Source organism: Duganella paludis (assembly GCF_054461335.1).
The window spans coordinates 6702494-6715531 of sequence record NZ_CM136922.1 but is presented as its reverse complement, the minus strand read 5'-3'; the positions used below and the strand labels follow the sequence as shown (position 1 = coordinate 6715531).

Annotated in this window: 9 protein-coding genes; all 9 read left to right on the top strand. The window is 63.4% G+C overall.

The genetic code is table 11. The annotated features are described in order from the left end of the window. The first annotated feature begins 6 nt into the window (after positions 1-6). The 9 genes from ACXZ1M_RS29480 (at position 7) to ACXZ1M_RS29440 (ending at position 12998) form a co-directional block, all read left to right on the top strand. Entirely contained in the window at positions 7-1269 is a 1263-nt protein-coding gene (locus ACXZ1M_RS29480; RefSeq protein WP_459051147.1) for a glycoside hydrolase family 18 protein, read from the top strand. After that, positions 1266-2171, top strand: coding sequence for a glycosyl hydrolase family 18 protein (locus ACXZ1M_RS29475; RefSeq protein ID WP_459051146.1), 906 nt, complete (start codon positions 1266-1268; stop codon positions 2169-2171). The genes ACXZ1M_RS29480 and ACXZ1M_RS29475 overlap by 4 nt, the downstream gene beginning before the upstream one ends. A 287-nt stretch (positions 2172-2458) precedes the next feature. Beyond that, positions 2459-5122, top strand: a complete 2664-nt coding sequence (locus ACXZ1M_RS29470) for a TonB-dependent receptor (RefSeq protein WP_459051145.1) — start codon at positions 2459-2461, stop codon at positions 5120-5122. Between the two features lie 116 nt (positions 5123-5238). Further along, on the top strand, positions 5239-6849 hold the full coding sequence (locus ACXZ1M_RS29465; protein ID WP_459051144.1) for a glycosyl hydrolase family 18 protein: 1611 nt from the start codon (positions 5239-5241) through the stop codon (positions 6847-6849). 20 nt (positions 6850-6869) lie between these two features. Beyond that, positions 6870-7760: an SMP-30/gluconolactonase/LRE family protein gene (locus tag ACXZ1M_RS29460; protein WP_459051143.1), complete on the top strand. Its 891-nt coding sequence runs from the start codon at positions 6870-6872 to the stop codon at positions 7758-7760. Next, positions 7757-8395: a PulJ/GspJ family protein gene (locus tag ACXZ1M_RS29455; protein ID WP_459051142.1), complete on the top strand. Its 639-nt coding sequence runs from the start codon at positions 7757-7759 to the stop codon at positions 8393-8395. The genes ACXZ1M_RS29460 and ACXZ1M_RS29455 overlap by 4 nt, the downstream gene beginning before the upstream one ends. After that, on the top strand, positions 8395-9381 hold the full coding sequence (gene gspK, locus ACXZ1M_RS29450) for a type II secretion system minor pseudopilin GspK (RefSeq protein ID WP_459051141.1): 987 nt from the start codon (positions 8395-8397) through the stop codon (positions 9379-9381). Before ACXZ1M_RS29455 ends, gspK begins: the two co-directional genes overlap by 1 nt. Before the next feature lie 73 nt (positions 9382-9454). Further along, positions 9455-11113 (top strand): beta-N-acetylhexosaminidase, encoded by a 1659-nt coding sequence (locus tag ACXZ1M_RS29445; RefSeq protein ID WP_459051140.1) that lies wholly within the window; start codon positions 9455-9457, stop codon positions 11111-11113. Positions 11114-11123: 10 nt separating this feature from the next. After that, complete coding sequence (locus ACXZ1M_RS29440) at positions 11124-12998, top strand: MFS transporter (protein ID WP_459051139.1); 1875 nt, start codon at positions 11124-11126, stop codon at positions 12996-12998. Positions 12999-13038 lie beyond the last annotated feature (40 nt).

The window sequence follows — 13038 nt, the reverse complement described above, 5'->3', positions numbered from 1 at the left end:
GAGACTATGCGTACACGTTTATCTTGTCTGGCCCTGGCTGCGGCCATGCTGGCCGGCGGCGCCCATGCGGCCGAAGTGGGTTCCTACTACACCGGCTGGAGTATAGGGAAGGGCTTCCGTCTCAAGCAGCTGGACCAGTCGGGCGCCGCTGCCGGCTACACGTATCTGGTGTACGCCTTCGAGAATGTTTACAAGATGCCTAATGGCGGCGTACGCTGCGACAGCGGCCATGATAGCGAAGATGTCGCCAATGGCATGAACGCCACGCTCGATTACGCGCGCCGCTTCACCGCCGATGAATCGGTGGACGGCAGCGTCGACAAGGCGGGCCAGCCGCTGGCCGGAAATTTCAACCAACTGGCGCAACTGAAGAAACGCCATCCCAAGCTGAAGGTGCTGGTGGCGCTGGGCGGCGGAGAATGGTCGCATCATTTCCCGGCCGGCGCGGCCACGCCGGCCGGACGCAGCGCGCTGGTGTCCTCGTGCATCGATCTTTACCTGCGTGGTAATCTGCCCAAGCTGGATGGCCACGGCGGCGCCGGCGCTGCCGCCGGCGTCTTCGACGGCATCGACCTGGATTGGGAACATCCAGGCCCGAATGACAAAGCCGCCTTCACGCTGCTGCTGGAGGAATTCCGCCGCCAGCTGGACGCGCTGGGCAAAGCCAATGGCAAGCACTATCTGCTGACCGCCGCCGTCAACAGCACCGACGACAAGATGCGCTACACCGATCCCGCCGCCTACAGCCGTTCGCTGGACTGGATCAACCTGATGACCTACGACTTCCACGGCGCCTGGAGCAAGCAGGGGCCGACCGGCTTCCAATCCAATCTGTACAGCGATCCAGCCAGCGGCGATGCCAGCCCGCGCAGCGTGGAGGCGGGCGTGAAGCGCTTCATGCAGGCCGGCGTCCCGGCCGACAAGATCGTGGTCGGCGTGCCGTTCTATGCGCGCGGCTGGAGCGGCGTAGGCTCAACCAACAACGGTTTATATCAACCGGCCACCGGCCCGGCGCAAGGCTTCGAAGAGGGTGCCGAGCAGTATTCCACCATCGCGGCGCGCGGCCTCACCGCTCACTACCATCCCGTCACCAGGCAGCTTTGGACCTACGATAAAGGCACCTTCTGGACTTACGACGATCCGCGCGTGATCCGCGAAAAGGCTGACTACGTGCGTGCGCAAGGCTTGCGCGGTCTGATGTCCTGGTCGCTGGACCAGGACGACGCCACCTTCTCGCTGTCGCGCGCGATGCAGGAAGTGCGAAAGTGAAGTTGCGCCACCTTGTCGCCGGCGTGTGCATCACCGCTGTTGTCGCGACGGTCGGCGCCACGCTGGGCATGAAAGGTCCGGCGCCCAGTGGCTTGCCTGCACGCGTACTGGCCGGCTACTATCCGGCGTGGTACGAAGCGCCGGTGCGCCTGCGCGACATCGATCCGCGCTATGGCCTGGTCTATCTGTTTGCAGCGCGCCCGGTCGGTGGCGCACCGGGAACCACCGGCGCCGTCTACTGGAAAGCACCGGGCGATGGCCGCGGCGCGGCCGCGCACTTCAAGGACGACCTGCAGTTCGCGCGCCGCGTGCAAGGCCGCAAGATCGTCTTGTCGGTCGGCGGCGATGGCAACGGCATGAGTTTTCCCGACCGCGCCAAGTCGCGCGCCTTCGTCGCCAGCATCGCCGAGTTGTATCGCGAGTTCGGCGGCATCGATGGCCTGGACTGGAATACCTTCCAGGCCAACCAACGTCCAGATACCGTCGAAATGATCTGGATCAGCCTTGAGCTCAAGCGCCTGTATCCGGGCTTTATCATCAGCGCGCCGCCGGCGCCGTGGAGCGCCATCGACCAGCGCTTTTGCCGCGACATGCTGAATGCCGGTGCGCTCGACTACTGCGCGCCGCAATACTATGACGGCCCCAATCTCGCCGATCCCGCTTACGTGACGGCCAATGTCGACCAGTGGGTCAAGCTGCTCGGCGCATCACACGTGGTGGTCGGCTTCGGCATCAACAACGCCCCCAATTTCATGAGCGACGCGCAGGTAGCTACCACCTGGCGTGAACTGCAGCGCCGCCATCCGGACCTGCGCGGCGCCTTCAATTGGGAGCTGGCCACCGACGAACGTCAGGGCTGGCCTTTCGCCCGCAAGGTCGGCGCGCTGGTGTTGGGACGTTGATGTTGCAGGCGCGGTACAGCATCTCTGTAATGAATTGTAAGAGTTGACGAGAATTTTTCAGCGATTCCGGCGGCATCAGGGCTGTGACGGAATGCTGCGTAAGGAAGTGTAAAAGCGGTTTTTGGAATTTACGAAAATAGCCAATAAATTCAGAAGCTTATGTGTTTATTGGTCGTGTGGGACGACGGTTTGTGATGGCTGTGAATGCAATGTTAGTGTTGAAACACGGCTGCAGATAAATGCAAGCAGCTGGGATTTCAATCAACAAGACAACAAGAGGAAAGAGCATGTTTGATTTGAACCGCAAGAAGACCCTCATCAGTTCCGCAGTTGCCGGTGCATTGGCAATGCTGGCCGCAGCACCGGGCCACGCGCAGGACGAGACCACCACGACAAAATCCGCCGACACCATACAGGAGGTGATGGTGACGGCAACGCGCTACAGCACATCGCTGCTGAAAACGCCGGTAGCAGTCACCGCAGTCACGCAGGAAGACCTGACCCGCCAGGGTGCGGTCAACGTCAAGTCGCTGTCCGGCGAAGTGCCCAACCTGCAGCTGGGCGGCGCGGTGGACGGCAGCTCGGGTGTGCAGATCGCCATACGCGGCGTGTCGAATTCAGACTTCACCGAAATCGGCAATCCTGCCGTCGGCCTGCACGTGGCGGGCATTTATTCGCCGCGTCCACAGGGCGCGCTGGCCTTGCTGTTCGACCTGGATCGCCTGGAGATTCTGCGCGGCCCGCAAGGCACGCTGTTCGGCCGTAACTCCACCGGCGGCAGCATCAACGTCATTCCGAACAAGCCTGTCATCGGCAGCAAGGAAGGCAGCGTAGAACTGGACCTGGGCAATTACAACCATCGCCAGTTGAATGTGGTCCAGAACATTCCGGTGACCGATGATTTCGCATTGCGCTTCACCGCCATGGGCGTCAAGCGTGATGGCTGGCTCAATCAGACGCAGGACAAATACGACGTCAACATGCCATCCAAAGGCTTCCCGGCCGACGGCATTCCGGACACCGACCAGCGCCGCAACCGCAAGCTCGATAAGAGCGACTACTACAGCAACCGCAATCAGTGGGCGGCCCGCATGTCCGGCCTGTGGAAGGTGAACAAGGATCTGCAATGGCTGGTCTCCTACGAGAACTACCAGAACAATGACGCCGGCGACCTTGCGATCAAGGACTGCGGACAGGCGGCCGGCACGCCATACGCCTGCAAAGGCGGCAAGTACGACGTGGCGATCAACGTGCCGGGCGTCACCGACATGTCGATCCGCACGCTGCGCTCCAACATCGTGTGGAACGTGAACCAGCAGACCGATATCGAATACAGCTACGCGCATGCGATCCAGCGTCGCTTCCAGCAGCAGGACAGCGATGCCGGTTACCAGAACATCGAGGCCGACGTCAACGCCACTGCGGCAGCCGGCGGCGACCACTGGCCGGTAGTGGACAACGCCACCTACACGCTGGGATCGAAGTTCGCGTCCGACGTCCATGAACTGCAACTGCGCCAGAACTTCGGCAGCTTGCGTTACGTGGCGGGCTTGTTCTACATGAAGGAGAAGAACAATATCGACTTCGGCCAGGACTTCCTGAACCAGGGACCGAGCGGCTTCCCGTACTCGAACTACTACCACCAGCCGGATCGCCGCTCCGAATCCAAGGCCGCATTCGCGCAGTCGGACTGGCAGTTCGCGCCGACCTGGAACTTCACCGCCGGTGTCCGCATGAGCAAGGACTCGCGCGCCGACAACAACGGCCAGTTCTGGGAATCCTACGGCAAGGACTACTTCAACGGCATCCTCGATCCGGGCGGTCCGGGCACGCCAGGCTACACCGGCGTCAATTCCGGCCTGCTCAAGCCGGGCATGGGCGCGTACTACGGAAGCGGCGTGTTCCCGGCGGCGTCGGCGATCAGCAATCACGCGGAATCGTGGAGCAAAACCACCGGTCGCCTGGGCCTGACCTGGCAGCTCAACTCGCGCAACATGGTCTACACCTCGCTGTCGACCGGCTATAAGGCCGGCGGTTTCAATGACCGTTTCAACCTGTGCGGCAGCGAGCTGGATGCCAATGGCAAGCCTTACGATTGCGCTTCCGGTCCGCCAGGGCCGCAGTATTCCTTCCTGCCGTATAAACCGGAGACCGTCACCAATCTGGAATTCGGCTACAAGGGCAAGCTGCTGGACGACCGCCTGACGCTGTCGGCCACGGTGTTCTACAGCCGCTACAAGGATATGCAGGCCACCGGCCAGCATACCGTGGGCCGCAGCAAACGTACCTGCGATGCGGACCATCCGGCCTGCGACGCGGTGATCAGCTGGTGGTCGACCCAGAACATCGGCCGCGCCGACATCAAGGGCCTGGAACTGGAAGGGCAGTACCGTCCGTGGCGCGATGCGCATATCAGCTACTCGGCCTCGCTGCTGAGCGCGAAAATTGCGGACTATCCGACCTACAGCGACGATATCGGCTGCAACGCCCGTGCCGCGCAAGGCGTGACGCCGTGCCCTGACTACTACACCGGCACCGATCCATCGCTGGCGCAGCTGCGTCCCTACAACGTGGTCGGCAACCATCTGCCGTATTCGCCGCCGAGGACCATGAACCTGAGCTTCTCGCAGGACTTCTACTTCAACGAAGGCTGGTCGCTGACGCCTTGGGTCCAGTGGCGCTGGCAGGACAAGATGTACTTCTCGCTGCGTAACCTCGATACGCCGCACCTGTCCGACGCGCAGCAAGCTTACAACCAGGTCGATGCATCGCTGCGTCTCAGCTCACCGGGCGGTTCAAAACAGCCGTGGCATGCCGAAATCTATGTGCGCAACGTCGGCGACGTGCGCGCCAAGACCTGGGCCGGCATCGGCGGTCCTCAGCAGACCTTCACCGTTGCGTCGTACAACGATCCTCGCATGTTCGGCATCCGCGTAGGCACCGAGTGGTAAGCGTTTCACTGGCCTGACTCACACCTTAGTAGTGCAGCAAACGGCGGTCCCTGTGCGGACCGCCGGGGGCGAACTCGCCCAGTCGTTCCTGTTCATAACTCAACCTGGAGACTTTCGTGATTGCTACCAAATTAGTTTCGACGCGGCTGCGCACCCTGGCCGCATCCGTGGCCCTCGCTGGCGCCGCCCTGAGCGCGGATGCTTCCGCCGCCGCCTTCGTGCTGGCCTACACCGATGGCCAACTGACCCAGTCCTATACCAACCTGCAGGCCTACTACAGCAACCTGTCGGCGGTGGGCCTTGGTTCGTCCTACGCCATGCTGGCTAACGGCAGTATCGACAGCAGCGGCGTTACGACCACCACCAACAGCATCATCACTTTCGCCAAGGGTAAAAGCCTGCCGCTGTACCCAACCGTGTCGGACTACAGCAATTCCTACGGCGGCTTCGATCCTTCGGTGAGCAATGGTTTCCTCGCTACCGCCAGCGGCCGCGCCACCGCCGTGACCAATCTGGTCAACCTGGCCGTGAACAACGGTTTTGCCGGTATCGACATCGACCTGGAAGCCGTGCAGCCGGCGATGAAGACGCAGATGTCGTCCTTCATCAGCGCGCTGGCGACGGCGCTGCACAACCAGAACAAAAAGCTCATCATCAGCATTCCACCGATGAGCGGCGATGGCCAGCCCACCTACCTGGCCGGCTACGACTACGCGGCCATCGGCGCGGCGGTCGACTACTTCCAGTTGATGACGTATGACGAAGTCGGTCCGGGCTGGTCTTCGTCCACTTCCGCCACCTGGCCGGGACCGGAAGTGGGCCTGGACTGGATGAAGTCGAAACTGAGCTACGCCGTATCGCGCGTGCCGGCGGCCAAGGTGCTGCAAGGCTTGCCGACCTACGGATATGACTACAGCACCGGCGTCATCGCCTACTGGAAGAGCGCCAACGGCGTGTCCGGCTACAACGACATCATCGCCGCCCACAGCGCCACCAAGAAGCGCGACACCGCGTCGGCCACGCCTTACGCCACCTGGGGCACGGTGGTGCAGCAGCCGGATGGCACGGCGTGGAGCACCTCCAACAAGCAGCCGGTGCTCTGGTACGACGATGCGCAAAGCATCACCGCCAAGGCCGCGCTGGTGAACACCTATGCGCTGGGCGGCACCAGCATCTGGGCCATGGGCTATGAAGACGGCACTTTCTGGAGCGCGGTCAGCGCCGGCCTGGGAAATGGTGGCGGCGGTACAACAGACAGCAATATTGCCAACACCGGCACCGGCTACGTGTGGACCGCTAATACCACTTCGACCGCCAACACCAATAAAGCGGCATCGACGGCGGTCAACGACGGCAACGTCAGCACCAGCCTGACCATCAACGGCGCGGGGGAAGGCGGAACGCAGAAATGGCAGGCCGCCGGCGTGACCTTCGCAGCGGCTAAGACCATTTCGTCGGCCAAGTTCATTAACGGCGCGCTCGACACCTACGGCAACGGCTATTTCGAGTCCGGCGTGAGTTTGCAGTACACAACGAACGGCACGACTTGGGTAGACTCGGGATGGGCGGTCACCCCCGCCTATCCGAACAGCGCCTCGGCCGCCAGTGTGACCTACACCTTCAGCGGCACCGGCATCAGCGGCGTGACCGGCGTGCGGGTGGTGGGACGCACCGGCGCTTCGTCGTGGAGCGGTTCGGTCAAGGAACTGCAGGTGCTGGGTCATTGATTTAATTTGAGGAGTTTTGCATGCGTTGGATGATTGCGTTTCTGCTGTCGGTATCTTTGCCTTCTGTGGCGGAGGATTTGTTTGTCGCTACGCCGCTGACAGCGGAACGCAGTTTCACCGCCGGCATAGAAGGGCCGGCGGTGGACGCGGCAGGGAACATCTATGCGGTTAATTTCGGCCGCCAGCAGACCATCGGCATCGTCAGTCCGCTGGGCGAGGCGCGCGAGTTCGCGGTGCTACCCGGCGACTCGGTGCCGAATGGCTTGCGATTCGATCGCGCTGGTGCGCTGTATGTGGCCGATTATGTCGGTCACAATATCTTCCGCATTGCGGCGGGCAGCACAACGCCGCAGCTGTATGCGCACGATGCGCGGATGACCCAGCCGAACGACCTGGCCATCACGGCGGACGGCGTGCTGTATGCCAGCGATCCAGACTGGGAGCACAACACCGGCCGCGTGTGGCGCATCGCCCGCGACGGCAAGGTGACGCTGGCGACGGATGGCATGGGCACGGCCAATGGCATCGATGTCAGCCCGGATGGCCGCACCTTGTATGTGAACGAAAGCGTGCAGCGGAATATCTGGGCATTCACCATCGGCGCGGATGGCGCGTTGTCGGACAAGCGCTTGCTGCATCGATTTGAAGATTTTGGCATGGACGGCATGCGCGTCGATGTCGACGGAAATTTGTACGTGAGCCGGTTCGGCAAGGGCACGGTGGTCAAGCTGGCGCAGGAGGGCAAGCTGCTGCAGGAAATTCGTCTGCCGGGTGCGCGGCCGAGCAATTTGTGTTTTGGCGGGCCGGATGGCCGTACTATGTATGTGACTGAAGTCGAGCATCAGCAACTGGTGCAGTTCCGCGTTGACCGTCCGGGCCTGGAGTGGCAGCGCATGCAGGGGCAGAAGTGAAACGAGCGCGCGGCATGTCGCTGGTCGAGCTATTGGTGGCGATGCTGCTGCTATCGCTGATGACCGTGATGGGCTGGCGCGCACTGGATGGCATCCTGGCCTCGCGCGTGGCGTTGACCGCGCAGCTGGAGGGTATGCGCGGGCATCAACTGGCGTTTGCACAATTGGAAGCAGATTGCGCGCAGTTGATGCGCAGTACGGCGGTGGATGGACTGCCCACTTTGTCGGCCACGCAGGGGCGGCTGGTGCTGCTGCGTAGCGTGAGCGGTGAAGGTGGCGCCGATCAGATGCAGGTGGTGGTGTACCAGTCCGACGGCGCGCAGCTGACACGCAGCGCTTCGGCGGCTACCCGTGATTTCGGGCCGCTGCGGGAGGTATGGAAGGCTGCGGTATCGGGCGCAGCGACGCTGGCCGGTGCGGCGCTGGACCAGCAGGTGTCGGCTTTTGAGCTGCGAACCTGGAATGGCGGCGCGTGGCAGCCCGTCGCTGCGGCGGCTAATGCTGCCGGCCCCCGGCTGCGCACGCGTCGCGTGGTGCGGCCAGCGGTGACGGACGCGCCGGGGTTGCAAGTGATCTTGCGTCCGGCTGACAGCGTTGCGCCGTTGACGCGCATGTTCATGTTGGGAGGCGGCTGATGCGCGTCCATCGGCAGCGCGGCATCGCGTTGGTCACCGCGCTTTTGATCACCACGCTGGCGGTGAGCGCAGTCGCCAGCCTGTTCTGGCACCAGCAGGTGCAAGTGCGCGCGATGGAAAACCAGCGCCTGCATCTGCAAACGCAATGGACGCAGCGCGCCGGCCTGGATTGGAGCCGCGAGATTCTGCGCGACGACGGCGCACGCTCGCCGGAATTGACCGCACTGGACGGCGCATGGAATACACAACCGCCCGAGATCCAGCTGGGCCGCTACTTCGACCGCGACGCAGCGGCGGCAACAGCGGCGGAGACGGCGGAGACAGCGGCAGAAGCGGCGGATGGCGCCACGCACGCCAGCCGCGTCGTCGAGGCGCCGCGCGCCACACTCGCCAGCCGCATCATCGATGCGCAGTCGCGCTACAACCTCGCCAACCTGGCCAGCGGCCGTGCCTTGAACCTGGCCGAAATCCGTCTGTATGAACGCTTGCTCACCAGCCTGCACCTCGATCCGGCACTGGCCTTGCGCACCGCGCTGGCGGTCGCCGCCAGCCAGCAGGGCGAGGGCGGCATTCCGCAGCAGGCGGCGCTGAAGCGCTTCGATGAACTGTCCATTATGCCGGGTTACACGCCGCCGGTGCTGGCGATGCTGGCCGCCTTTGTGGTCCTGCTGCCCGCGCCCGCTGACCTCAATCTGAATACCGCAGCACCCGAACTGCTGGCAGCGGCGACGCAACTCTCCCTGCCGCAGGCGCGCCAACTGGCGGACCGTCGGCGCCAGGGCTACTTTCGCAGCATGGCGGAACTGCGCGCAGCGCTCCCCGTCGGTGCCGTGCTGGATGGCCTGCGCGTCGGCCTGCGCAGCGACTATTTTCTGGTCGAGAGCAGGATAGAGCTCGACCGCGCCGAACTGGATACCGTTTCACTGCTTTACCGGCCGCGCGGGAGTGCGGGCGCCATTGAGCTGGTCTGGTCCCGCGAGGAATAACCGGCTCTGTTTTCATTTTACGTTTGAGGTGAGTATGCGTTTACGAGTTCTTGTTTCATGTTTGCTTGGGTTGATGGGGGCCGCACAGGCCCAGGAGATCGTGCCGCTGCCTGCGCACCTGCAGCGCAATGCCGGCGAGTTTGCGTTGACATCCGCGACCCGCATCGTCGCCGATGGCGCAGCGCAGGCCGAAGCGCAGACGCTGCGCGACTATCTGCGCCCAGCCACCGGCTTTGAACTGCCGCTCTCCGCGCGCGACGGCGCCAACGCCATCCGCCTCAAACTAGACAAGAAACAGAGCAAACTAGGTAAAGAAGGCTACCGCCTGGTCAGCGATGCGCGCGGCGTGACCATCACCGCCGCCGAACCGGCAGGCCTGTTCTACGGCGTGCAGACGCTGCGCCAGATCCTGCCCGCCGATATCTACCGCAAGGCGCAGGTGAACCGCAGCTGGCAACTGCCTGCCGTCACCATCGAAGACCAGCCGCGCTTCGGCTGGCGCGGCAGCCATCTGGATACGGTGCGCCACTTCATGCCGAAGAGCTTTGTGCTCAAGCATATCGAGCTGCTGGCGCAGAACAAGATGAACGTCTTCCACTGGCACCTGACGGACGACCAGGGCTGGCGCATCGAAATCAAGCGCTTTCCGCTGCTCACGAAGGTGGGCGCATGGCGCAGCGAGACCCAGTTGACGCCACGTCCCGGCGATCCACCAGGTTTGCGTTACGACGGCCAGCCGCACGGCGGCTACTACACGCAGGAAGACATCCGCGAAGTGGTGGCCTATGCCGCCGCGCGCCACATCACGGTGGTGCCGGAGATCGAAATGCCCGGCCATGCGTTGGCCGCGATTGCCGCTTATCCTGAGCTGGGCAATCAGCCGGACAAGAAGCTGCCGGTCGGCCGTGAGTGGGGCGTGATCACGCAGGTCTTCAGCCCTGAGGAAAACACCGTGCGCTTCCTGCAGCAGGTGATGGACGAGGTGTTGACGCTGTTCCCAAGCCAGTATATCCACGTCGGCGGCGATGAGTGCCCGAAAATCGAATGGGCGAATTCGCCGGCGGCGCTGGCGCGCATGAAGACGCTGAAACTGGTGCCGGCGTCAACCACATTGGACGACATCCAGAACTACAAGGACGCACAAGGCAAGCCGGCTGAGCATCCGGCGCTGCACCAGCTGCAAAGCTGGTTCATCGGCCAGATGGATGTCTACCTAGCGCAAAAAGGCCGTCGCCTGATCGGCTGGGATGAAATCCTGGAAGGCGGCCTGGCGCAAGGCGCCACCGTGATGAGCTGGCGCGGCGAGGAAGGCGGCTTGAAGGCCACCAGCGCCGGCCACGATGTGGTGATGACACCGGAGCGCGACACCTATCTCGATTACGCCCAAGCCCCGGCCAATACGCCGGGCTACCGCGAGCCGCTGGGCGCGCGTGCCGTCAACACGCTGGACCACGTCTACGCCTACGAACCGTTGCCGGCTTCCATGCCGCCGGAATTGGCGAAGCATGTACTGGGCAGCCAGGCGCAGTTGTGGACCGAGTACATGCAAGGTCCGCGCGAGGTTGAGTACATGGCCTGGCCACGTTTGCTGGCGATGGCGGAGACGCTGTGGACGCCGAAGTCGCTCAAGGACTACGCCAAGTTCCAACAGCGCCTGCCATCCTCCTTGCAGCGTCTCGATGTACAAGACGTCAATTACCGCACCGCCGACGGCCCGCGTTGGCCGCGTTGAAAGAGACGCCATGACTTCACAAAAAACCTATCAGATGTTTTTGGCCGTGGTCAGCGGCCTGGCGGGGCTGCTGTACGGGATCGATATCGGCATCATCGATCCGGCGCTGCCGTATTTGAATCGCTCCACCAGCCTGTCCGAAGGCCAGTTGTCGCTGGTGGTGGCGGCGGTGCTGGCCGGTTCCATTCTGGGATCGGTGGTGGCGGGCGCGCTTGCCGATTGGCTGGGCCGCAAGCCGATGATGGTGGTCAGCGCGCTGATGTTCGTCGGCAGCGTGGCGGTCATCTATCTGTCGCAGTCCTTCGTGCCGCTGATGCTGGGTCGTCTGCTGCAAGGCATGAGCGGTGGCGTGATTGCGGTGGTGGTGCCGCTGTATCTGGCCGAGTGCCTGCCCGCCGCGCAGCGCGGACGCGGCGTGGCGGTGTTCCAGTTCATGCTGACGACCGGTATCGTGCTGGCAGCCTTCGTCGGCAACCACTATCTGGGCAATGCGGAGCTGGAGATACAGGCGGCCGGCGCCGATCAGCTGCGTATCGTGGCAGCGGCCGATCACGCCTGGCGCAGCATGTTCCTGACCGTGATGTATCCGGGCGCGCTGTTTTTCATCGGCAGTTGCCTGGTGTCGGAATCGCCGCGCTGGCTGATACGTCATGGACGGCCTGAGAAAGCACGTGCCGCCTTGGCGCGTCTGCTCCCACAGGCGAGCGCCGAGACGGAGTTCAACGAGATCGGCAACGCGCTGGCGGTGGAACGCGCGCGGCCGAAGCTGGCGCCGATGGCGGCCGTGACCGAGATGCTGACCGAGCGCCGTTATGTGCTGCCGTTTATCCTGGCCTGCATCATCCTCGGCTGCAACCAGGCCACCGGCATCAACTCGGTGCTGCAGTTCATGTCCACCATTTTGCAGAAGGCCGGCCTGGACCCGGTGGCGGCGGCCGGCTACGGCACGGTCATCAAGATCCTCAATTCGGTGATGACGGTGGTGGCGATCGTGCTGGTCGAGCGCAAGGGCAGGGTGTTCCTGCTCAAGCTGGGCACGGGCGGCATCATCGTGTCGCTATGCCTGCTGGCTGGATTGTTCTACCGCTTCGAGTCGCAGCGCGTGGATGTGCGCGCGGACGTGGCGGCGCTGGTGAAGGACAACCGGCTCGATTTCAATCTGGCGGATTCACGCTGGGCCGGACAAGGCGCGGTGCAGCTCAGCATCCTGTATCAGTATGGCGATCACCAGCAGGTGGCGGAGGCGTACACGCCGACCGAGGCGTCGCAAGCCGTGTTGAAGCGCGCGGCCGATGTGACGCAGGCCTTGCCGGCGGACCAGCGCACCTTGCTGGAGCAGGCGCAGCTGGCATGGAGCGGGCGCGGTGCGGCCGCTGCGGCGGATCAGGCGCAGCAACTGATCGCCACGCTGCCGCCGGCATCACGCGAGGCGCTGAACGCGGCGCGGCGCGTGCACGCGGCCCAGCATGTGAAAGTGCAGGCCATCAGCGCGGCTGCGGGCCAGGCGCCATTGCAGATCCTGCGCGCCAGTGTCGGGCCCACGCCGAGCCGCACGACCGGCCTGTTGGCGGCGCTGTGCATCGGCGGCTTCATCGCCTTCTTTTCGATCGGGCCGGGCGTGTGCGTCTGGCTGGCGCTCTCGGAACTGATGCCTACCCGGATACGTTCGGTGGGCATGGGCGTGGCCTTGCTGATCAACCAGGGCACCGGAACGCTGATCGCCGGCGCCTTCCTGCCCATCGTCGGCAACTACGGCTTCCACGTGATGTTCCTGTTCTGGACTGCTTGCACAGTGGTGTATTTCATCACTTCCGCGTTCTTCCTGCCTGAAACCAAAGGGAAGTCGCTGGAGGAAATCGAACGTTTGTTCGCCAAGGTGGCATGAATACTGCATAGCAACATGCAGCACGGCAAATACTTGTCGG